Annotated in this window: 22 protein-coding genes; 6 read left to right on the forward strand and 16 right to left on the reverse strand. The window is 70.2% G+C overall.

Going from position 1 to position 20412, the window contains the following annotated elements; all coding sequences use genetic code 11:
* Positions 1-62 precede the first annotated feature (62 nt).
* From ACZ6I3_RS28960 to ACZ6I3_RS28970, 3 genes are all read right to left on the reverse strand, one after another.
* Positions 63-1184, reverse strand: a complete 1122-nt coding sequence (locus ACZ6I3_RS28960; RefSeq protein WP_469418550.1) for a sugar ABC transporter substrate-binding protein — start codon at positions 1182-1184, stop codon at positions 63-65.
* 127 nt (positions 1185-1311) lie between these two features.
* Positions 1312-3234, reverse strand: coding sequence for an AMP-dependent synthetase/ligase (locus ACZ6I3_RS28965; RefSeq protein ID WP_469418551.1), 1923 nt, complete (start codon positions 3232-3234; stop codon positions 1312-1314).
* Positions 3235-3465: 231 nt separating this feature from the next.
* Positions 3466-4776 carry an acetyl-CoA C-acetyltransferase gene (locus ACZ6I3_RS28970; protein ID WP_469418554.1) on the reverse strand — a complete coding sequence of 437 codons (1311 nt, stop codon included), beginning with the start codon at positions 4774-4776 and terminating at the stop codon, positions 3466-3468.
* Positions 4777-4871: 95 nt separating this feature from the next.
* Between ACZ6I3_RS28970 and ACZ6I3_RS28975 the strand changes: the two genes are divergently transcribed.
* From ACZ6I3_RS28975 to ACZ6I3_RS28985, 3 genes are all read left to right on the forward strand, one after another.
* On the forward strand, positions 4872-6200 hold the full coding sequence (locus tag ACZ6I3_RS28975; RefSeq protein ID WP_469418555.1) for a 3-oxoacyl-ACP reductase: 1329 nt from the start codon (positions 4872-4874) through the stop codon (positions 6198-6200).
* Positions 6200-7048, forward strand: a complete 849-nt coding sequence (locus tag ACZ6I3_RS28980) for a MaoC family dehydratase (RefSeq protein ID WP_469418556.1) — start codon at positions 6200-6202, stop codon at positions 7046-7048. Before ACZ6I3_RS28975 ends, ACZ6I3_RS28980 begins: the two co-directional genes overlap by 1 nt.
* A 152-nt stretch (positions 7049-7200) precedes the next feature.
* Positions 7201-7533: a barstar family protein gene (locus ACZ6I3_RS28985; RefSeq protein WP_469418557.1), complete on the forward strand. Its 333-nt coding sequence runs from the start codon at positions 7201-7203 to the stop codon at positions 7531-7533.
* A gap of 201 nt (positions 7534-7734) precedes the next feature.
* Here the strand turns inward: ACZ6I3_RS28985 and ACZ6I3_RS28990 are convergent, their stop codons facing one another.
* On the reverse strand, positions 7735-8406 hold the full coding sequence (locus ACZ6I3_RS28990) for a TetR/AcrR family transcriptional regulator (protein ID WP_469418559.1): 672 nt from the start codon (positions 8404-8406) through the stop codon (positions 7735-7737).
* Positions 8407-8521: 115 nt separating this feature from the next.
* Here ACZ6I3_RS28990 and ACZ6I3_RS28995 point away from each other — a divergent pair, with 115 nt between their 5' ends.
* On the forward strand, positions 8522-8983 hold the full coding sequence (locus ACZ6I3_RS28995) for a nuclear transport factor 2 family protein (protein ID WP_469418561.1): 462 nt from the start codon (positions 8522-8524) through the stop codon (positions 8981-8983).
* A gap of 34 nt (positions 8984-9017) precedes the next feature.
* On the opposite strand, the gene ACZ6I3_RS29000 is transcribed toward ACZ6I3_RS28995, so the two are convergent.
* The 7 genes from ACZ6I3_RS29000 to ACZ6I3_RS29030 form a co-directional block, all read right to left on the reverse strand.
* Positions 9018-10331 (reverse strand): dicarboxylate/amino acid:cation symporter, encoded by a 1314-nt coding sequence (locus ACZ6I3_RS29000; RefSeq protein WP_469418562.1) that lies wholly within the window; start codon positions 10329-10331, stop codon positions 9018-9020.
* Between the two features lie 68 nt (positions 10332-10399).
* Entirely contained in the window at positions 10400-10519 is a 120-nt protein-coding gene (locus ACZ6I3_RS29005; protein ID WP_469418564.1) for a putative leader peptide, read from the reverse strand.
* A gap of 141 nt (positions 10520-10660) precedes the next feature.
* Positions 10661-10960 (reverse strand): DUF4229 domain-containing protein, encoded by a 300-nt coding sequence (locus tag ACZ6I3_RS29010; RefSeq protein ID WP_469418566.1) that lies wholly within the window; start codon positions 10958-10960, stop codon positions 10661-10663.
* Positions 10961-11035: 75 nt separating this feature from the next.
* Positions 11036-11560 carry a GNAT family N-acetyltransferase gene (locus tag ACZ6I3_RS29015; RefSeq protein WP_469418568.1) on the reverse strand — a complete coding sequence of 175 codons (525 nt, stop codon included), beginning with the start codon at positions 11558-11560 and terminating at the stop codon, positions 11036-11038.
* Positions 11561-11609: 49 nt separating this feature from the next.
* Positions 11610-12773 carry an aminofutalosine synthase MqnE gene (mqnE, locus tag ACZ6I3_RS29020; RefSeq protein WP_469418569.1) on the reverse strand — a complete coding sequence of 388 codons (1164 nt, stop codon included), beginning with the start codon at positions 12771-12773 and terminating at the stop codon, positions 11610-11612.
* Positions 12774-12862: 89 nt separating this feature from the next.
* Positions 12863-13318: an Lrp/AsnC family transcriptional regulator gene (locus ACZ6I3_RS29025; RefSeq protein ID WP_033314055.1), complete on the reverse strand. Its 456-nt coding sequence runs from the start codon at positions 13316-13318 to the stop codon at positions 12863-12865.
* Positions 13319-13385: 67 nt separating this feature from the next.
* Positions 13386-14048 (reverse strand): UbiX family flavin prenyltransferase, encoded by a 663-nt coding sequence (locus ACZ6I3_RS29030; protein WP_469418570.1) that lies wholly within the window; start codon positions 14046-14048, stop codon positions 13386-13388.
* Between the two features lie 280 nt (positions 14049-14328).
* On the opposite strand from ACZ6I3_RS29030, the gene ACZ6I3_RS29035 reads away from it, so the two are divergent.
* Positions 14329-14931, forward strand: coding sequence for a rhomboid family intramembrane serine protease (locus ACZ6I3_RS29035; RefSeq protein ID WP_469418571.1), 603 nt, complete (start codon positions 14329-14331; stop codon positions 14929-14931).
* Here ACZ6I3_RS29035 and mqnP read toward each other — a convergent pair.
* Both mqnP and ACZ6I3_RS29045 read right to left on the reverse strand, forming a co-directional pair.
* Positions 14921-15823: a menaquinone biosynthesis prenyltransferase MqnP gene (mqnP, locus tag ACZ6I3_RS29040; protein WP_469418573.1), complete on the reverse strand. Its 903-nt coding sequence runs from the start codon at positions 15821-15823 to the stop codon at positions 14921-14923. The two genes, ACZ6I3_RS29035 and mqnP, sit on opposite strands and share 11 nt — an antisense overlap.
* Entirely contained in the window at positions 15820-17271 is a 1452-nt protein-coding gene (locus ACZ6I3_RS29045; protein WP_382827279.1) for a menaquinone biosynthesis decarboxylase, read from the reverse strand. Before ACZ6I3_RS29045 ends, mqnP begins: the two co-directional genes overlap by 4 nt.
* 67 nt (positions 17272-17338) lie before the next feature.
* On the opposite strand from ACZ6I3_RS29045, the gene ACZ6I3_RS29050 reads away from it, so the two are divergent.
* On the forward strand, positions 17339-17656 hold the full coding sequence (locus ACZ6I3_RS29050; RefSeq protein WP_469418575.1) for a PLD nuclease N-terminal domain-containing protein: 318 nt from the start codon (positions 17339-17341) through the stop codon (positions 17654-17656).
* Between the two features lie 15 nt (positions 17657-17671).
* Here the strand turns inward: ACZ6I3_RS29050 and ACZ6I3_RS29055 are convergent, their stop codons facing one another.
* From ACZ6I3_RS29055 to ACZ6I3_RS29065, 3 genes are read right to left on the reverse strand one after another with little or no spacing between them, the layout of a single operon-like run.
* The gene (locus ACZ6I3_RS29055) at positions 17672-19345 is read right to left on the reverse strand and encodes a protein kinase domain-containing protein (protein WP_469418577.1); all 1674 of its coding nucleotides are present in this window, start codon (positions 19343-19345) and stop codon (positions 17672-17674) included.
* Positions 19333-19446 (reverse strand): DUF397 domain-containing protein, encoded by a 114-nt coding sequence (locus tag ACZ6I3_RS29060; protein ID WP_469418690.1) that lies wholly within the window; start codon positions 19444-19446, stop codon positions 19333-19335. The genes ACZ6I3_RS29055 and ACZ6I3_RS29060 overlap by 13 nt, the downstream gene beginning before the upstream one ends.
* Positions 19394-20299 carry a helix-turn-helix domain-containing protein gene (locus ACZ6I3_RS29065; protein ID WP_469418579.1) on the reverse strand — a complete coding sequence of 302 codons (906 nt, stop codon included), beginning with the start codon at positions 20297-20299 and terminating at the stop codon, positions 19394-19396. The genes ACZ6I3_RS29060 and ACZ6I3_RS29065 overlap by 53 nt, the downstream gene beginning before the upstream one ends.
* Positions 20300-20412 lie beyond the last annotated feature (113 nt).

Consider the following 20412-nt stretch of genomic DNA (forward strand, 5'->3'; position numbering starts at 1 on the left):
ACGGCTCCAGCGCGACAGACGGGGGTGGGGAATGTCGCGCGGGCGCCCCGCGAAGTCAAGGGCTACTCGAGGCCGATCGCCGCGCAGTCCGCCTTGTACTTCGAGGTGCAGATGTCCTTCACGGTGTACACGCCGTCCGTGATCACCGTCTCCTTGATGTTGTCCTTGGTGAGGGCGACCACCGGCACGAGCATCGCCGGGACGTTCTTCGCCGTCGGGCTGTCGACCGTCTCCCGGGTCAGCGCGGCGAACTCGATCTGACGGCCCTGGACCTTGGCCACCGCGATCTTCGCGGCGTTGGTCGCCTCCAGCAGGAAGGACTTGTACACGGTCATGTACTGCTCCCCCGACACGACCCGCTGCACCGCGTCCAGGTTGGCGTCCTGCCCGGTCACCGGCGGCATCTTGCCGGCTCCGGCCTCCTCCATCGCCTCGATGACGGCGCCCGCCATGCCGTCGTTGGCGGAGTAGACGGCGGCGATGTTGTTCAGTCCGACGGTCCGGATCGCCTTCTCCATGTTCGCCTTGGCGATGGAGGGCTTCCACTCCTTGGTGTCGTACTGCTCGACGATGTCCACCTGGCCCTGGAGTTCGCTCAGCGCGCCGTCCTTGAACCGGGCCGTGTTCGGGTCGCCGGGGTCGCCGTTCATCATGACGACCTTGCTCTTCTCGGAGTTCTCGCCGAGCTCGCTCATGATGGCGCGGCCCTGCACCTGCCCGACGAGTTCGTTGTCGTGGGAGACGTAGGCGTCGATCGGGCCCTCGGCGAGGCGGTCGTAGGCGATGACCGGGATGCCGGCGTCCTTGGCCTTCCGGACGTCCGTGGCGATCGTCTTGGAGTTCAGCGCGTCCACCAGGATGACGTCGACCTTGTCGTCGATCATCTTCTGGAACTGCGCACTCTGTCTGGACACGCTCGCCTCGGCGTTGGCGTACCGTACCTTGCCCTTGTTCTCCGTGAGGGAGGCGACCTCGTCCCTGATCAGGGGGTAGTCGAACCTCTCGAAGCGGGCCGTGTCCCGGTCGGGCAGCAGCAGGCCCACCGTGATGTCGTTGCCCTTCTCCACGGCGGTCTCGTCACTCCCGTCGTCGCCGCACGCGGTGAGGGACAGGGCCGATACGGAGACCGCCAGGGCTATGACGACAGGGCGCACAGCGGTCCGACGGGTGTTACGCGCTTTCACTGATGGTGCCTTCCGTGGGGGGAGGGGGGCATCGCGACGGGATTGCTCGAAAGCCAAGGGGAGACGGCGTGCGGCGTCAAGAAAATCGTGTGAAGACATCGCAAAGGCCGCCTCACGCCCGGCCGCCTCAGCGTGCGTACAGCCCCTCGACCTCGTCCGTGAACGCGCGCAGTACCGCCTGGCGGCGGAGCTTCATCGAGGGCGTCAGATGGCCCGCCTCCTCGGTGAAGTCCTCGGGGAGGATGGCGAAGGCGCGGATGGACTCCGGGCGGGAGACCATCTTGTTGGCCTCGTCGACGGCGCGTTGGAGGACGGCCCGCAGATCCTCGTCGTCGACGAGGAGTTTGGCCGGTACGGGGTGTTTGCCGTTCATCTGGCGCCAGTGGGTGATGCCGTCCGGGTCGAGGGTGATCAGGGCCGAGACGAAGGGCCGGCCGTCGCCCAGGACGAGGCACTGGGAGATCAGCGGGTGGGACCGCAGCCAGTTCTCCAGCGGGGCCGGGGCGACGCTCTTGCCGCCCGAGGTGATGAGCAGTTCCTTCTTGCGGCCGGTGATCGTGAGGTAGCCCTCGTCGTCCAGTTCGCCGAGGTCGCCGGTGGCGAGCCAGCCGTCGGGGGCGGCGGGGACGACGCCGCCGGCCGCCGGGTCCCAGTAGCCGCGCAGCACATGGTCGCCGGCGAGGAGGATCTCGCCGTCGGCGGCGATACGGACGCGGGTGCCGGGCAGCGGCCAGCCGACCGTGCCCAGGCGGGGCTTGAGGGGCGGCGTGACGGTCGAGGCGCCGGTGGTCTCCGTCAGGCCGTAGCCCTCGAAGATCTCGATGCCGGCTCCGGCGTAGAACGCGGCGAGGCGCCGGCCCAGTGGTGAGCCGCCGCAGATCGCGTAACGGACCCGGCCGCCCATGGCGTTGCGGATACGGCGGAAGACCAGGGGGTCGTAGAAGACCCGGGCGGTTTTCAGGGCGCGGGAGGGGCCCGGTCCGGTGCCGGTCTGCTGGGCCTCCATCGCCTCGCCGTAGCGCCGCGCCACCGACACCGCGCGGTCGAACGAGGTCACCCGGCCGCTCGCCTCGGCCTTCGCCCGGGCCGAGTTGAAGACCTTCTCCAGCATGTACGGGATGGCCAGCAGACAGGTCGGCCGGAAGCTCGCCAGGTCCGGCAGCAGGTGGTCCGCCTTGATGCTCGGTGCGTGGCCCAGCCGGACCCGGGCGCGGACGCAGGCGATCGCGACCATGCGTCCGAAGACGTGGGACATCGGCAGGAACAGCAGGACCGAGGCCTCTTCGCTGGTCTTCGTCCTGAAGACGGGGTAGAGGAGTTCGACCGCGTTGTCGACCTCGGCGAAGAAGTTGCCGTGGGTGAGGGCGCAGCCCTTGGGGCGGCCCGTGGTGCCCGAGGTGTAGACGAGGGTGGAGAGCGTGTCGGGGCCGAGCATGCCGCGCCGCACCTCCACCTCGTGGTCGGCCAGGTGCGCCCCGGCTTCCGCGAGCCGGTCCACATGGCCCTTCTCGACGACCCACATGTGGTGGAGGTCCGGCAGGCGTTCGCGCTCCGGCCCGAGGGCGGCGGCCTGCGCGGCGGTCTCGGTGACCAGGGCGACGGCGCCCGAGTCCTGAAGGATCCAGCGGGCCTGGAAGACGGAGGACGTGGGGTAGATGGGGACGGTGACCAGTCCGGCCGCCCAGGCGGCGAAGTCCAGGACCGTCCACTCGTAGATCGTGCGGGCCATCACGGCGACCCGGTCGCCCGGCATCAGCCCCTCGGCGATCAGACCCTTCGCCACGGCGAGCACCTGGGCGGCGAACTCGGCGGCCGTGACGTCGCTCCAGTTCCCCTCGGCGTCCTTGCGGCTGAGCACCACGGCGTCCGGCTCCGCGCTCGCGTTGTCGAACGGCAGGTCGGCGAGCGACCCGTGCGTCCACGGCGGCGCCAGCGGCGGTACGGCGGCCTCCCGCACCACCCCGTCCAGCCGCCGCGTCTCGGGTTCGACCAGGACCGGCCCTCCGTACACGTCGTCGCCGTAGGCGGAGGAGGGATACGCAGTGGACACGGGCGGCTCCTGGGGCGTGCAGCGGTGAACTGCTTGCTGCATTGACGTACGTGCCTCGCACGCCGAGGCGCTCAACCGGCTGAACCCGCAGAAAGGGGTTACTGCCGGTAGGAACGGGATCGTACGGCCCTCACGTGGCGGGTTTGTGCGGGTTCGGGGATGGTCCGGAGCCGGGCCTGTGCAATCTCGGGGGTTACGTGAGGGACTTTCAGTTTTGGCGCAGCCGCACACTCAGGCCCTCTCCAGGACCGCCGTCACCCCCTGTCCGCCCGCCGCGCAGACCGAGATCAGTCCGCGTGCGGGCGCGTCCTGTTCGGCTTCGGCGAGGAGTTTCGCCAGCGTGGCCACGATCCGGGCGCCGGTGGCGGCGAAGGGGTGCCCGGTCGCGAGGGACGAGCCGGCGACGTTCAGCCGGTCGCGGTCGACCGTGCCGAGCCCTCGCTTCTCCCAGGCGGCGAGCGTCGCCAGCACCTGGGAGGCGAACGCCTCGTGGATCTCGATCAGTTGGAAATCGGCCAGATTCAGCCCGGCCCGCTCCAGCATGCGCGGAACGGCGTACGCCGGTGCCATGAGCAGGCCGTCGTCGCCGCCCGCGACATCGCCGTCCACGAAGTCCACGGCGGCCGTCTCGTACGCGGTCAGGTAGGCCAGCGGTGTCAGGCCGCGCTCCCGGGCCCACTCCTCGCTCGCCAGCAGGACGGTGGCGGCACCGTCGGTCAGCGGGGTCGAGTTCCCGGCGGTCATGGTCGGGCCGGGGTGGTCCAGGCCGAACACCGGCTTCAGGGAGGCGAGTTTCTCCGCGGTCGAGCCGGGGCGCAGGTTCTGGTCGCGGGCGAGGCCCCGGAAGGGGATCACCAGGTCCTGGAAGAAGCCGCGTTCGTACGCCGCCGCCAGCCGTCGGTGGCTCGCCGCGGCCAGTTCGTCCTGGGCCTCGCGGCCGATGCCCCAGGACCGGGCGGTGACGGCGGCGTGTTCGCCCATGGACAGGCCGGTGCGGGGCTCGGCGTTGCGCGGGATGTCGGGGACGAGGTGGGACGGGCGCACCTTCGCGAGGGCCTTGAGGCGGGCGCCCGCCGACTTCGCGCGCCGGGTCTCCAGCAGGATTCGGCGCAGGGTGTCGTTGACGCCGAGGGGTGCGTCGCTGGCCGTGTCGGCGCCACCCGCGACCGCCGATTCCGTCTGGCCGAGGGCGATCTTGTTGGCGGCGGCGATGACGGCCTGGAGTCCGGTGCCGCAGGCCTGCTGGATGTCGTAGGCCGGGGTGCGCGGGTGCAGCGTCGAGCCGAGGACCGTCTCACGGGCGAGGTTGAAGTCGCGGCTGTGCTTGAGGACGGCGCCGGCGACGAACTCGCCCACCGCGCCGGGCCCCTGGAGGCCGTACCGCTCGACGAGGCCGTCGAGGGCGGCGGTGAGCATCTGCTGGTTGGAGGCGGTGGCGTAGGGGCCGTCGGAGCGGGCGAACGGGATGCGTGTTCCGCCGATGACCGCCACGCGCCGTACCGACGGCGCGATCCGCCGGGGGCTCATCTCGACCTGCTCCATCTCGACCCGCTCCTCGCCCGTGACGTAGCATTACCTCCGGTAACCTTACTCCAGAGTAAGGAAGAACGAGTGTCCTCCGGCAGCTGGGAGTTGGAATGGCCGACCGCTATCTGCGCTTCACCGGTACCGCGCCCGGCCGTCTCCTCACCCGCCGCCTCGGCCTGCCCCAGCCCGCGGCGCTGACCCGCTGGTCTCCCGAGCACCCGGCCCTGAACGGCGGCCTGCGTCACCTCACCGCCTGCCGGTCCGGCCTCGACCTCGCGCCGGTCCTCGCCCGTACGGGACTCGCCCCGGCCGGCTCCGACCGGGCCGCCGCCGTCGTCCTGGACGCGAGCGGGGTGCGGGACGTCGAGGGGCTGGCCGAGGTGCACGCGGCGCTGCATCCCGTCATACGGTCGGTCACCCCGAGCGGTCGCGTGCTGGTGCTCGGTGCGCCGCTCGACCCCGCCGACCATCACCAGGCCGCCGCCCAGCAGGCCCTGGAGGGCTTCACACGCTCCCTCGGCAAGGAGATCGGCCGGGGCAGGACGGTGAACCTGGTCCGGCTGACGGACGCGTCCGCCGCGGAGTCCACGCTTCGGTTCCTGCTGTCGCCCAAGTCGGCGTATGTGAGCGGGCAGGTCATCGAGGTCGGGGCGGGCGAGGAGTCCGAAGCCGCCGCCGACCGGGACCGCCCCCTCACCCACCGGGACCGTCCCCTGACCGGCCGGACCGCCCTGGTCACCGGTGCCGCGCGCGGGATCGGTGAGGCGGTCGCCGAGACACTCGCCCGGGACGGCGCCCGGGTCGTCGTCCTCGATGTGCCGGGGGCCGAACAGGACGCCCGGCGCGTCGCCGACCGCATCGGCGGCAGCGCCCTGCCCCTCGACATCACGGCCGCAGACGCGGGCGCGCGGATCGCCGAGGCGCTGCCGGACGGCCTTGACCTGCTGGTCCACAACGCGGGCATCACCCGCGACCGGCGGCTGGTGAACATGCCGGCCGAGCGCTGGATCCCGGTGCTGGAGGTGAACCTGGCGAGCGTGCTGCGCACGACGGACGCGCTGCTGAAGGCCGGGGCGCTGCGGCGGGGCGGCAGGATCGTGGCGACGGCCTCGATCGCGGGCCTCGCGGGCAACGCGGGGCAGACCAACTACGGGGCCGGCAAGGCGGGCATCGTCGGTCTGGTCCGCTCCCTCGCGCCGCGCGCGCTCGCGGAGCACGGGGTGACGGTCAACGCGGTCGCGCCGGGCTTCATCGAGACGAAGATGACGGCCGCCGTCCCGCTGTTCATCCGCGAGGCGGGCCGCCGGATGAACTCCCTCGCCCAGGGAGGTCTTCCGGTCGACGTCGCCGAGACCACCGCCTGGCTCGCGCACCCGGGCTCGGGCGCGGTCAACGGCCAGGTCGTGCGCGTCTGCGGCCAGAGCCTGCTGGGGGCGTGATGGCCGACGCCGCCGCTCTCGTCCTCACCGGGTCCCCCTCCCTCGCGCCGCTCCTCGCCCGCGGCGCCCTGCTCTCCCCCTTCAAACGGCCCGCCCCCGACGCGGAGTTCCCCCGCACCCGCCTCGTCCTGCCCGGACTGCGCGTCGACCTCGCGCGGCTGGCGGCGTACGAGCGGGTCTGCGGGTTCCCGACCGGGGAGGACGCGCTGCCGCTGACGTATCCGCACGTGCTCGGATTCCCCCTGGCCATGCGGCTGATGAGCGGCCGGGACTTCCCGCTGCCGCTGCTGGGCCTGGTCCACACGTCGATCACGGTCACCCGGCACCGGGGGATGCCGGCGACCGGCGCGTACGAACTCACGGTGCGGGTCGCCGGGCTGGCACCGCACCGGCGCGGCACGCAGGCCACGGTCGTCACGGAGGTGCGCGAAGACGGGGACCTCGTCTGGGAGTCGAGCAGCACATACCTCGCCCGACACGGCACGCGACGGCCCGCCCGGGCTCCTGCGGAGGAGGTCCGCAAGCCCCTCCCCGCCGTCGCCGAGTGGCGGCTCGCCGAGGACGTCGGGCGCCGCTACGCCGCCGCCTCCGGGGACCGCAACCCGATCCACCTCCACCCCCTCACCGCCCGCCTCTTCGGCTTCCCCCGGGCCATCGCCCACGGCATGTGGACCCTCGCCCGCTGCCTCGCCGCACACGGCGCGCCGGACTCCTGCCACGTCCGCGCGGACTTCAGGGCGCCGGTGCCGCTGCCCGGAACGGTGACGTACGCGGCGGAGGACGACCGCTTCGAACTGCGGGACGGGGACGAGCGGGTGCATGTGGCGGGGGATGTTTACCCGGTCTGAGCTTGGTGTTCAACCTCGGCCGTTCTTCACGCTTCGAGGTGTCGAGCAACGTCGCGTGAAGGAACGGCCGCTGATGAAGAGTCTCGCCGCCGAACAGTCCGCTGACGCCGCGTTGGGCGTCCAATACCACCTACGGAAAGATCCTGGCCGTGATGACGGACGAGACAGACGGAACAAACGAAGCGGAACCCACGGTCCCCGACTCACTGGTCATCGACCTGACCGAGGTACGGGACGCCGAGGGCCTCCAACAACTCCTTCAGCGGGAGCTGATGTTCCCCGACTTCTACGGCCGGAACTGGAACGCTTTTTGGGACGCGGTCACCGGCCTCGTCGACCTGCCGTACGAACTGACCTTCACCGGGTGGGCCGCCTTCTCAGCGTCGCTCCCGGCAGAGGCCGGGAAGCTGCGTGAACTCCTCGACGACTACCTCAGCGAATACGGCCAGTACCTCGCTGTCCCGCGCCGCATCCGCTACCAGTAGTGCCGACTCATCGCTCCGCGGTGGGTGCTGGGCCCTCAGGCCCGAACCCACTGCGGGGCTCACGCGGCGGAAGTGACATCACCGTCATCGGCGGCCCTGACAACAGACCCAACGCCTCGCTTCCGGGCACATCGACAGGGAGAACGGCCCCCCGCTGTCCCTGGAAGAACCGCAGGTCAGCAGGGCGAGTGATCGGCGATGTTAAACGCCACGCTGAGCGCCCGGCTGCTCCTCCTCCGGAGGTGTCCAGGGCCGGCCTGCCATGAGGTCGCCCAGGCCCGCCCAGGCGAAGTTCATCATCGTGGTCGCGGCCTGGCGGGCCGTGATGCCCGGGGTGGCGTTGGCCCAGGCGGCGAGGGACTCGGCGGCGCCGACCAGGGCCTCGGCGAGGCCGGCGATCTCGCGTTCCGGGAGGTCGGGGTCGTGGTGGGCCTCGCGGGCACCGGTGAGGATCAGCTGGGTCACGAACGCGACGATCTCCTCGCGCATCGCGGCGACCTCGGCGGCGAACGGCTCGCCGTGTGTGCGGGCCTGGAGGTGCAGGACCGACCAGGCGTCGGGGTTGCGCGCGGTGTGGGCGAAGAACGCCCCGAGCCCTTCCCAGAGTTGCCGGTCGGAGGACAGATCGGGCCGGACCCCGGCCCGCACCGCCGCCACGAGGGCCTTGGCCTCGCGGCGGATGCAGGCGGTGAAGAGGTCTTCCTTGGAGTTCAGGTACAGATAGACCAACGGCTTCGACACGCCCGCGAGTTCGGCTATCTCGTCCATCGACGCGGCCATGTAGCCCCGCCCGCCGAAGATCCGCACGGCGGCGTCCAGCATCTGCTGTTCGCGGACCGCACGCGGCATCCGCTTGGTCTTCACGGCACCCATACGGCTTAGCGTACGGTCCGAACGGGCCATCGCCCCGAGCCGAGTCCCGAGACCCCAGGGGGTGTTGTCGGAACATCGCCAGCCCGATCGCCCGCGGTCGCCTAGGGTCCCGTGCATGTCACAACAGAGCCGCAGCGTCGTCGAGAACGCCTGGAAGGCGTTCGCCAGCCACGACGCCGACCGGATCTTCGAGGTCCTCACCGAGGACGCGGAGTGGTGCGCACCGCCGGGCAACGCCACCGCCGTCGCGCTGGAGGCTCCGCACCACATGGTCGGCAGAGAGGCGATCGTGCGCTTCCTCGCCGAGGACTTCCCGCGCTTGTTCGTACGCGATGTCACCGTCACCTTCCACGGGTTCCACGCGGACGGCGAGCGGGTGGTCGTGGAGGAGACCATGACGGCGACCCTGGCCGACGGCAGGCACTACGCCAACGACTACTGCTTCGTCTTCGAGCTCCGGGACGGGCTGGTCCACCGGGTGCGCGAGTACATGGACACCGCCCGGGGGCACCGCCTGCTCTTCGGCGAGGCCGGCGAGGTCGGCGACTTCGGCGACTTCGGCGAGGTTCCGCCGTAGCCGTCGAGCCGTCAGGCGTGCCCCCGGTGTCCCGTCATGCCGCGGCAGGCACCTGCTCGCGCTCCGCGTCCCGCTTCTCGTCCCACGGGTCGTCCAGGGAGGAGCCGTCCGCCGTGGCGTAGGCCTCGCGGTCGAGCAGGTTCTCCCGGGCGGAGACCAGGACCGGGATGAGGGCCTGGCCGGCGACGTTGGTCGCGGTGCGGATCATGTCGAGGATCGGGTCGATCGCGAGGAGCAGACCGACGCCCTCCATCGGCAGGCCGAGGGTGGAGAGGGTGAGGGTCAGCATGACCGTCGCGCCGGTGAGGCCGGCCGTGGCGGCGGAGCCGACCACCGAGACGAACGCGATCAGCAGGTAGTCGCCGACGCCCAGCTGGATGTCGAAGATCTGGGCGACGAAGATCGCGGCGATCGCGGGGTAGATCGCGGCGCAGCCGTCCATCTTGGTCGTGGCGCCGAACGGCACCGCGAAGGACGCGTACTCCTTCGGCACGCCGAGCCGCTCGGTGACCTTCTGCGTCAGCGGCATCGTCCCCACGGAGGAGCGGGAGACGAAGGCCAGCTGGATCGCGGGCCAGGCGCCCTTGAAGAACTGGATCGGGTTGGCCTTGGCGACGGTCGCGAGCAGCGCCGGGTAGACGCCGAACAGCACGATCGCGCAGCCGACGTAGATGTCGACGGTGAACGTCGCGTACTTGCCGATCAGGTCCCAGCCGTAGGTGGCGATGGCGTGGCCGATGAGGCCGACCGTGCCGAGCGGGGCGAGCCGGATGACCCACCACAGCGCCTTCTGGAGCAGCTCCAGGACGGACTCGCTCAGGTTCAGGATCGGCTGGGCCTTCTCGCCGAGCTGGAGGGCGGCGATACCGGCGACGGCGGCCATGAAGACGATCTGGAGCACGTTCAGTTCGGTGAACGGCGTGATGACGTCCGTCGGCACGATGCCGGTGAGGAAGTCGATCCAGGAACCGGTCTCCTCGGGCTTCGCGCCGTCCTTGGGCGTGAGGCCGGTACCGGCGCCCGGGTTGGTGAGCAGGCCGATGACGAGACCGATGCTCACCGCGATCAGCGAGGTGACCATGAACCACAGAAGGGTGCGCGAGGCCAGGCGGGCCGCGTTGTTGACCTTCCGCAGGTTGGTGATCGAGACGAGGATCGCGAAGAAGACGAGCGGCGCGACGGCGAGCTTCAGCAGGCCGATGAACGTGTCGCCGACCTTCTCCAGGGTCGTGGTCAGCCAGGACAGGTCCTGGTTCCGGGCGAGCCAGCCGAGCAGCACACCCAGGACGAGACCGGCGAGTATCTGGGCCCAGAAGGGCACCTTGAAGGATTTCGTGTTTGAGGACACGGACTGACTCCGTTGGGGGGACGCGTAGGGGGGAGCTGACGTGGGAGACGACGGGGGTTGGCGTTACGTCAGAGACGACAGTTAGCGGACGCGCACCGACAGAGATCCACGTGCAGTCGCGCGACCAGCGCGAGCCTCCGGAGCGGAACGCTCCGGGGCCGCGGAGGCACGACTGCTGAGTTCAACACAGCGACACCTTAACACCTGAACTTTGAGGACCCCAAAGCCTCGCTTTGACAGGCAGAAACGCACAGGCACCCATACAAGGCAAAGCGCCCCGTTTCCGAGCATGTACGGAAACGGGGCGCTGCGCGCGTTTGTGAGGAAGCTTACGAGGCCTGGCCCTGCGCCCGGCTCGTGTCGTCGGCCGGGTCCTCCTGGCTGCGGTTGGCCTCCATGTTGGCCTTCATGCGGTCGACCCGCTCCACGACCTGCACGGAGGCACGGTCCCGCTCCTTGCGCAGCACGACGAAGCTGATCGGCGCGGAGAGCAGCAGGGCGAGGGTCACGATCCACAGGCCGTTGCTGTCGCCGAGGCCACGCGGGGCGAGGCCGGAGTAGACGAGGCCCCAGACGACCACGAGGCAGCCCACGAAGATCCCGAGGCGCATCAGTGTGTAGCGGAGCATCTCAATCCACTCTTCCGGTTCCAAACAGGGCCAGTGTTCAGTGAAGCACGCCCGGCGGCCGATCTTTCAGGGGGGTCAGTTCAGCGGCAGCAGCATGACGACGTCGTCCCGGTCGTCGCCCGGCGCGACCCTGATGGCACCCGGGATCCGGCCGACCTCCTTGTAGCCGCAGGACTCGTAGAACCGCTCGAGACCGAGCCCGCCCCGGCAGGTCAGCCGGATCGCCCCGATGCCCTCGATACCCCGGGCCGCCTCCGCTGCCGCGTCCAGCAGATCACGGCCGTAGCCCTTCCCGTGGTGCCGCGGATGCACCATCACCGTGTACAGCCACAGCCAGTGCGTCATCAGGTGGTGCGTGTTGAGGGTCAGGAACGCGGTCGCCGCGACCCGCCCCTCCTCGTCGCGCCCGACGAGCAGCCTGACCGTGCCCTCCGCCATCTGCGCGAAGTGCCTCACCAGCGAGGGCCGGATGTCCTCCCGCGTCACGGGCGGCACGAACCCGACGGCTCCCCCGGCACTGGAGACGTCGGCCCACAGATCGAGAATGCCGTCACGCAGCTCGGGGGTGACGGCGGGATCGAGCGTGAAGGTAAGGGGCATGCGGGGATTGTAGCTATTACGACAACGCGCCCGCACGCCCCGAAACGAGTCAGACCCGCATCGGCTGAGGCGACTCCCGGCGCTCCGGGTCGGCCCCCTCGTACTCACGGATGATCTCGTACCGCGTGTTGCGCTCAACCGGCCGGAACCCGGCGTCCCGGATCAGGTCCAGCAGGTCCTCACGCGTCAGCTTGTTCGGCGTGCCGAAGTTGTCCGCGTCATGCGTGATCTTGTACTCGACGACCGACCCGTCCATGTCGTCGGCGCCGTGCTGCAAGGCCAGCTGCGCGGTCTGCACCCCGTGCATCACCCAGAAGACCTTGACGTGCGGCACGTTGTCGAACAGCAGCCGCGACACGGCGAACGTCTTCAGCGCCTCCGCACCGGTCGCCATCTGCGTCCGCGCCTGAAGCCGGTTGCGGACCTTCCCGTCCTTCACGTCGACGAAGTCGTGCTGGTAGCGCAGCGGGATGAAGACCTGGAAGCCGCCGGTCTCGTCCTGCAGCTCACGCAGCCGCAGCACGTGGTCCACACGGTGACGCGGCTCCTCGATGTGGCCGTACAGCATCGTGGCCGGGGTCTTCAGACCCTTCTCGTGCGCGAGCCGGTGGATGCGCGACCAGTCCTCCCAGTGGGTGCGGTGGTCGACGATGTGCTGCCGGACCTCCCAGTCGAAGATCTCGGCGCCGCCGCCGGTCAGCGACTCCAGACCGGCCTCGATCAGCTCGTCGAGGATCTCGGAGGCCGGCATCCCGGAGATCGTCTCGAAGTGGTGGATCTCGGTGGCGGTGAACGCCTTGAGCGAGACGCCGGGCAGCGCCTTCTTCAGCTCGCTCAGCGACCGGGGGTAGTACCGCCACGGCAGGTTCGGGTGCAGCCCGTTGACGATGTGCAGCTCGGTGAGGTTCTCGCCCTCCATCGCCTTGGCGAGCTTGACGGCCTCCTCGATGCGCATCGTGTACGCGTCCTTCTCCCCCGGCTTGCGCTGGAAGGAGCAGTACGCGCAGGAGGCCGTGCACACGTTGGTCATGTTGAGGTGACGGTTGACGTTGAAGTGCACGACGTCGCCGTTCTTGCGGGTGCGCACCTCGTGCGCGAGGCCGCCGAGCCAGGCCAGGTCGTCCGACTCGTACAGCGCGATGCCGTCCTCACGGGTCAGCCGGACGCCCGACCTGACCTTCTCCTCCAGCTCGCGCTTGAGCCCGAGATCCATGCCCACACCTTTCTCCGAAGACGACCCCACCGTACGCCCCCACCCTTCGGGCGGGAGGTGCCCCCATACGGCCCTTCGGGCCTACCGGCCTACTCCTCTTCGGGCAGCTCCCCGACCCGGTTCTCCCACTTGGTGGAGAGCACGATGGTCGTACGCGTCCGGGAGACGCCCTCGATGCCGCTGAGCCGCCGGATCATCTTCTCCAGGCCGTCGACATCCGCCGCCCGCACCTTGAGCATGTACGAGTCGTCGCCCGCGATGAACCAGCAGTCCTCGATCTCCGAGAGGTCCTTCAGCCGCTGCGCCACGTCCTCGTGGTCGGTGGCGTCGGAGAGCGAGATGCCGATGAGGGCGGTGACGCCGAGGCCGAGCGAGGCGGCGTCGACGGTGGCCCGGTAGCCGGTGATGACACCGGCCGCCTCCAGCCGGTTGATGCGGTCGGTGACACTGGGTCCCGACAGTCCGACGAGGCGTCCCAGCTCCGCGTAGGAGGCCCGGCCGTTCTCCCTCAGGGCCTGGATGAGCTGCCTGTCCACCGCGTCCATTGCGATCGAAGCCTTCCGCTGAAGTTGTCTGTGGGTCCGATGAGGTTCGGGGTCGTGCTCAGCCTGCTCAGCCGGCGCGGTGTGATCCGCCGCCCAGCTCACCCTGCCAACGGCGGTAGAGCCGGTGCGGCACGCCCGCCGCGTCGAGCACGCGTCCGGCGACGAAGTCCACCAGGTCCTGGATGTGCGTCGCGCCCGCGTAGAAGGCGGGTGAGGCCGGTACGACGCTCGCGCCCGCGTCGTCGAGGGTGACCAGGTGCCGCAGGGTCTGGCCGTTCAGCGGGGTCTCGCGCACGGCCACGACCAGAGGGCGGCCCTCCTTCAGGGTCACGCTCGCCGCCCGCTGCAGCAGGTCCTTCGACAGCCCGAGCGCGACCCCGGCCACGCTCGCCGTCGAGGCGGGCACGATCAGCATGCCCTTGGTGGGGTACGACCCCGAGGAGGGCCCGGCGGCCAGGTCGCCGGCGCTCCAGTGCCGTACGGCGTCGAGGTCGACGGCGAAGGTGTCCGGCTTGCCGTCGGCACCCCGGGACAGCCATTCCCGCAGGTCGTCCCGCCAGTGGGCGTCCCTGAAGGAGATCCCGGTCTCGTCCAGCAGGGTGAGCCGCGAGGCCCGCGACACCACGAGGTCGACACTCTCGCCGGCCGCGAGGAGAGCCCGCAGCACGGCAGCGGCATACGGGGTGCCGGAGGCCCCGGACACCCCTACGATCCAAGGCGTACGCGGCATCTCGCCTGGCTTGACTGGGTTCACAACACCGAGCCTATCGGGCGTCACAGGGTGGGAACCGGCGCAGGGGGGTGGGCCGTTGCACTAAGGGGTCCTCGCACTGTGAGCGCCCGCTCAGGGCGCGTGGTCTGGTGCCGTGCATCGCAAGGCGCCGGAGCGTCCTCGTGGCGGAGCCACGTGGGCGTTTCGGCAACGCGGCGAGGTGCGGCACCAGGCCGCGCGACCCGGGCGCTCACAGTGCGAGGACCCCTAGGGGGACGAGCGAGCACTGGGGGTCGCCATGTCGGGTGTGGAAGCCGGCCGGTCTCGCGGCGACCGTGCGATGGCCGCGGGCAAGCTGATGCTGGCCTGGGTCGCGCTGTTGTGGCTGCTGGAAGTGGTGGACGTGGCGAGCGGCCACGCGCTGGACGGCTTCGGCGTCACCCCGCGCGAGCCGTCCGAGCTGGTGGACGTCGTCCCGTCGTCCTTCATCCACTTCGGCTTCGCTCATCTGGCCGCGAACACGATTCCGCTGCTGGTCCTCGGCTTCCTGGCCGCGCTCAGCGGGCTGCGCCGTTTCCTGCTGGTCTGCGCGCTGATCATCCTCGTCGACGGCCTCGGCGTCTGGCTCATAGCCCCGCCCCACACCAACACCGCGGGAGCCTCCGGCCTGATCTTCGGCCTCTTCGGCTTCCTGCTGGTGACCGGCTTCCTGGAGCGCCGCCCCCTGGGCATCCTGACCGGCGTCCTGATCGCCGCGATCTGGGGCGGCTCGATCCTGGCGGGCCTGGCCCCGACCCAGTCGGGCGTCAGCTGGCAGGGCCATCTGCTGGGCCTGCTGGCGGGGGTGGCGGCGGCGTTCGCGTTCCGCCGCCGCCCGGCTCCGCCCGAGCTCATACGGTGAGGCCACGCACCAGCAGATCCAGCAGCGCACACACGAACAGGGCGATCCCGATGAAGCCGTTGACGCTGAAGAACGCCCTGTTCACCCGGGACAGGTCATGGGGCCTGACGATCGAGTGCTCGTACAGGAACGCGCCCGCGACGATCAGCAGGCCCAGCCAGAAGAAGGCGCCGGCGCCGGTGGCCAGGGCGTACCAGACGAAGAGGGCCGTCGTCAGGGCGTGGCAGACCCGCGCTCCCCAGACCGCCGCCGGGATGCCGAAGCGGGCCGGGACGGACATGACGCCGATCTCGCGGTCGGTCTCGACGTCCTGGCAGGCGTAGATCAGGTCGAAGCCGCCGATCCAGATGCCGACGGCGAGGCCGAGGATGACCGCGTCCCAGGACCAGGTGCCGGTGATGGCGAGCCAGCCGCCGACCGGGCCCATCGCCTGGGCGAGGCCGAGGATGGCCTGGGGAAAGTTCGTGAAGCGCTTGCCGTAGGGGTAGACCACCATCGGGATCACCGCGATGGGGGCCAGGGCCAGACAGAGGGGGTTGAGCAGGGCCGCCGCGCCCAGGAAGACGACCAGGGCGACCAGCGCGCCCGTCCACGCGTGGCGGACCGACATCGCACCCGTCACCAGCTCGCGCTGCGCCGTCCGCGGGTTACGGGCGTCGATCTCCCGGTCGATGATCCGGTTGACCGCCATGGCGAAGGTGCGCAGCCCCACCATGCAGACGGTGACCAGCAGCAGCCGGCCCCAGTGGATGTTCCGGTCGACCTGGAACATCGCGGAGAGCGCGGCGATGTAGGCGAAGGGCAGGGCGAAGACCGAGTGCTCGATCATGACCAGGCGCAGGAACGCCTTGGTGCGTCCCGGCTGGGGAATGGCGGCAGAGGCGCTGCTCACAGCCCGTACTCCTTCCACCGGCGGTCCACCTTCGCCGCCGTCTCCGGGTCGGACTCCACCATGTCGGGCCAGCCGCCGTCGCGGGTGTAGCCCTCCTCGGGCCACTTCTTCGTCGCGTCGATGCCCGCCTTGCCGCCCCAGAACTGCTGGTAGGAGGCGTGGTCGAGGTGGTCGACGGGCCCTTCGACGATGCTCAGATCCCGGGCGTAGTCCGTGTTGCCGAGGGCCCGCCAGGCGACCTCGTGCAGATCGTGGACGTCGCAGTCGGAGTCGACGACCACGATCAGCTTGGTCAGCGACATCATGTGCGCGCCCCAGATCGCGTGCATGACCTTCTGCGCGTGCTTCGGGTACTTCTTGTCGATCGAGACGATCGCGCAGTTGTGGAAGCCGCCCGCCTCCGGCAGGTGGTAGTCCACGATGTCTGGGATGATGATCTTCAGCAGCGGAAGGAAGAAGCGTTCCGTCGCCCGGCCCAGCGGCCCGTCCTCCGTCGGAGGGCGACCCACCACGATCGACTGGAGCAGCGGCCGCTTCCGCATCGTCACGCAGTCGATCTTCAGCGCGGGGAAGGGCTCCTGCGGCGTGTAGAAGCCGGTGTGGTCACCGAACGGCCCCTCCGGCAGCATCTCGCCGGGCTCCAGCCAGCCCTCGATGACGACCTCGGCCTGCGCCGGCACCTGGAGCGGCACGGTCTTGCAGTCGACCATCTCGATCCGCTTGCCCGCGAGGAACCCGGCGAACAGGTACTCGTCGATGTCCCCGGGCAGCGGGGCCGTGGACGCGTACGTCACGGCGGGCGGACACCCGAAGGCGATGGCGACGGGCAGCCGCTCCCCGCGCCTGGCCGCCACCTGGTAGTGGTTGCGGCTGTCCTTGTGGATCTGCCAGTGCATGCCGATGGTGCGCTTGTCGTGGCGCTGGAGGCGGTACAGACCGAGGTTGCGGACGCCGCTCTCCGGGTCCTTGGTGTGGGTGAGCCCCAGGTTGAAGAAGGAGCCGCCGTCCTTAGGCCAGGTGAACAGGGCGGGCAGCTGGTCGAGGTCGACGTCGTCCCCGGTCAGGACGACTTCCTGCACCGGGCCGTCCTTGACCTTCTTCGGCGGGACGTGGGTCATCGAGCCGAGCTTGCCGAAGGCCTCGCGCACGCCGACGAACCCGTGCGGCAGCTCGGGCTTCAGCAGCCCGCCGATCCGCTCGGAGATCTCGCCGTACGACTTGAGCTCCAGGGCCTTCAGCAGCCGCCGGTCCGTGCCGAACACGTTCATCGCGAGCGGCATGCCCGACCCGCGCACGTTCTCGAAGAGCAGCGCGGGGCCGCCGGCCTTCTGCACCCGGTCGACGATCTCCCCGATCTCCAGATACGGGTCCACCTCGGCCTTGATGCGCTTGAGGTCGCCCTCGCGCTCCAGCGCCCTGAGCAGGGAGCGAAGATCGTCGTAAGCCATGCGGTCCAGTATCCCCGAGCGGCTACCCTGGCCCTGAACCGCCCACCCGCTTTCGCTGAGAGGCCGCATGCTCCGGGTACTTATGTTCCTCGTGCCGCTGGCGCTGAGCGTGTACGCGTTCATCGACTGCATCAGCACGAAGGACGACGACATCCGTCACATGCCCAAGCCGATTTGGGCACTCCTCGTGCTGGTCTTCCCGCTCGTGGGTTCGATCTCCTGGCTCATCGCCGGAAAGAAGCGCCGCCCGGCCGCCGAGGGCTGGTCCGGAGTCCGGGGCAGCCGCTCACAGCAGTGGGTCGCGCCCGACGACAACCCCGACTTCCTGAAGTCCCTCGACGAGGACAAGGGCAAGGACGACGACCCGAAGCGGGACGAGCCCTGACCGTCGGCGCGCCGCCTACATCAGCGTCTTGATCCGGGCGCTGGTGAGGGCCTTGTCGAAGACGCGTACGTCCCTGATCGCGCCGGGGAAGAAGTCGCTGGGGCGCCCGTCGAAGGTCGCGCGGCCGATCATCAGACCGCCGGGTGCGGGAAGCGGCCGGGTGTCACGGGTCTCCGCCTGCTGCACGCCGTCGACGTAGAGCCGCAGCTTGCGTCCGGGTCCGTCGCAGACGCCCACCAGATGCGTCCAGGTGTTCACGGCGGGCGCGGAGTACCCCACGGCGCGCTGCCCGGGCCGCGCGAAGGCCCAGCGCTTCTCGTCGCTGGAGTACTGAAGGTAGAAGCCGCTGGCGTCACCGGCCTCCTGGCTGACGGCGGTGGCGAAGGTACCCGGCTCGGTCGCCAGCCGCACCCAGGCCGCGACCGTGAAGCTCCGTCCGGCACCGGTCCTCAGCACGGGCACCTCGGTGATGATCTGGCTGCCGGTCCCGTCGAACTCGGCGGCGCCCTGGCCACCCGCCCGCCACCTGACCCCGCTCGCGGTGCCGTCGTTGTCACCGGCGGTGTCCCGGGCGAGCGCGCCTGAGGCCTCGTCGAGGGGCCAGAGACCGACGGGTCGGGCCGGGGCCGGGGCACCGCCGGTCTGGGGTGGGTCGGCGGCTTCGTCATCGGCCTCGGGCCGGCTGAGCCAGACCCCGGCACCGGCGCCGAGCGCGGCGAGCGCGCCGACCCCGGAGAGCAGGAGCGCGCGTCGGCTACGAGGGGCAGGTGCCGGGGCGGGGGCGACCCGAGTCTCCGGTCGTACCGGTCGGGGCGGGACCGCCTCACGTGTGGGCCTGGCCTGGCGCCCTGGTGCGATGCGCGGCAGGGCCATCGTGCTCTCGGCGTCGGCCGGACCGATCCGGGCGAGGATGTCGCGCGGCGTGGGACGGTCGGCCGGATCCTTCGCCAGGCACGCGGCGATCAGGGCCCGCAGCGCCGGGTCGCTGATGGCGGTGACATCGGGCTCGTTGTGTACGACCCGGTAGAGCAGGGCGGGAGTGAGGCCGCCGCCGAAGGGGTTGACGCCGGTCGCCGTGAAGGCCAGGACCGCGCCCAGGCAGAAGATGTCGGTGGCGGGCGTGATCTCGTCGCCGCTCACCTGCTCCGGCGCCATGAACCCGGGCGAGCCCGCCATGTGCCCCGTTCCGGTGATCGAGTCGCCCTCCACACTGCGCACGATCCCGAAGTCGATGACACGCGGCCCGTCCTGAGCGAGCAGCACGTTGGACGGCTTGAGGTCACGGTGGACCAGGTTCACCGAGTGGATCGACACGAGCGCCTCGGCGAGCCCCGCCGCGAGGCGCCGTACGGCGTCGGTACCGAAGGGGCCCTGCTCTACGACCGCCTGCTCCAGCGACGGACCCGCGATGTAGCTGGTGACCAGCCAGGGCAGCTGCGCGTCCGGGTCGGCGTCGATGACAGGGGCGGTGAACGCACCGCTGACCAACCGGGCCGCCTCCACCTCCCGGCGGAACCGGGACCGGAACTCCGGCCTGCGCACCAGTTCGGCGTGCACGACCTTGACGGCGACGTCCCGCCCACCCGGGGAACGCCCCAGGTAGACCCGGCCCATTCCGCCGGCGCCCAGCCGCCGGAGCAGTTGGTAGTCGCCGATGGAGCGCGGGTCGTCCGGCTTCAGCGAAGACACGAGGTGAATGCCGCCCAGGCTTCGTGGGACACCAACAGGACGGCTCTGTCAGGGGCTTTGCTGTCGCGGATGGGGACGGTGTTGGGGAAACCGGGGGCTATTTCTATGCAGTTGCCTGCGTCGTTTCCGCTGTAGCTGCTCTTGATCCAGGTAGCTGCGACGAGGCTGTTCATCGTCCCGCTCATACCCTTCCATCGCCTCCCTGATCAATGCGGCCGATTCCGGGGCAGACGGAGCGTCAGCCCTGAGCACATCATAGGCCTGGCACTGTTTGTCGCAGGCGTTCGGATCATTGTTGAAGTAGCCACGGCTCAGCGACTCGGAGTAGATCCACTGCTCGCTGTGCGGCAGCGTAATCAGGGACATGGAGCTGTTGGGGCGGACGAGGTCGTAGCGACCGGCCGGGGCTACTTGAATCCGGATGTTGGGGCGCTGCCCGAGGCTCAGCAGGTGTGCGCACTGATCACGCATCACGGCTGCGGGCCCGACGGGACGCAGACAACTCTCGTCCAGCACGGCGATGTACAGCGGACCGTCCGCTGCGAGGAAGCGTTGCTGTCGGCTCAGCCGCGCGCGGACCCGGTCTTCCAGCAGTTCGCCACTGGCCTTCTGGGAGAGCAGCGCTCTTGCGTAGTCCGCCGTCTGAAGCAAGCCCGGCACCACCATGTCCTGGTACTCGTACAGCTTGACCGCTTTCGCATCCATCTCCGCCCGGCGTTGGAACCAGTCGGGATGCTCCACCTGCGGATACCAGTCGATCCGGCCCCACAGCCGGGTCAACACCCCACCCGTGGACAGGAGTTCATCGCAGGTCTTGGCGAAACCGTCCGTCGGAACCCTCGTACCCGCCTCAACCCGCGCCACGTGCGAGCGGTCGCACGGGATACGCCCCGCCAACCCCTCCTGCGTGAGCAACGCCGCCTCGCGGAAATGCTTGAGCACCTCCCCGAACACGGCCGCCGTGCTGACCCCCGACCCCACCCCGCCATTCCGCCGACTCACGGCTCCCCCTCCGTGACAGTGCACCACCCGCACGTCCGAAACATTGATCCGGCCCATTCCCCTGC

The organism is Streptomyces sp. NPDC041940 (genome assembly GCF_055589465.1).

Coding starts and splice junctions, on each gene's coding strand:
- ACZ6I3_RS28970 (WP_469418554.1), bottom strand. CDS start 4,776: ATGGAGCAGGTCGAGATGAGCCCCCGGCGGATCGCGCCGTCGGTACGG.
- ACZ6I3_RS28975 (WP_469418555.1), top strand. CDS start 4,872: ATGGCCGACCGCTATCTGCGCTTCACCGGTACCGCGCCCGGCCGTCTC.
- ACZ6I3_RS28980 (WP_469418556.1), top strand. CDS start 6,200: ATGGCCGACGCCGCCGCTCTCGTCCTCACCGGGTCCCCCTCCCTCGCG.
- ACZ6I3_RS28985 (WP_469418557.1), top strand. CDS start 7,201: ATGACGGACGAGACAGACGGAACAAACGAAGCGGAACCCACGGTCCCC.
- ACZ6I3_RS28990 (WP_469418559.1), bottom strand. CDS start 8,406: ATGGGTGCCGTGAAGACCAAGCGGATGCCGCGTGCGGTCCGCGAACAG.
- ACZ6I3_RS28995 (WP_469418561.1), top strand. CDS start 8,522: ATGTCACAACAGAGCCGCAGCGTCGTCGAGAACGCCTGGAAGGCGTTC.
- ACZ6I3_RS29010 (WP_469418566.1), bottom strand. CDS start 10,960: ATGCTCCGCTACACACTGATGCGCCTCGGGATCTTCGTGGGCTGCCTC.
- ACZ6I3_RS29015 (WP_469418568.1), bottom strand. CDS start 11,560: ATGCCCCTTACCTTCACGCTCGATCCCGCCGTCACCCCCGAGCTGCGT.
- mqnE (WP_469418569.1), bottom strand. CDS start 12,773: ATGGATCTCGGGCTCAAGCGCGAGCTGGAGGAGAAGGTCAGGTCGGGC.
- ACZ6I3_RS29025 (WP_033314055.1), bottom strand. CDS start 13,318: ATGGACGCGGTGGACAGGCAGCTCATCCAGGCCCTGAGGGAGAACGGC.
- ACZ6I3_RS29030 (WP_469418570.1), bottom strand. CDS start 14,048: ATGCCGCGTACGCCTTGGATCGTAGGGGTGTCCGGGGCCTCCGGCACC.
- ACZ6I3_RS29035 (WP_469418571.1), top strand. CDS start 14,329: ATGTCGGGTGTGGAAGCCGGCCGGTCTCGCGGCGACCGTGCGATGGCC.
- ACZ6I3_RS29045 (WP_382827279.1), bottom strand. CDS start 17,271: ATGGCTTACGACGATCTTCGCTCCCTGCTCAGGGCGCTGGAGCGCGAG.
- ACZ6I3_RS29050 (WP_469418575.1), top strand. CDS start 17,339: ATGCTCCGGGTACTTATGTTCCTCGTGCCGCTGGCGCTGAGCGTGTAC.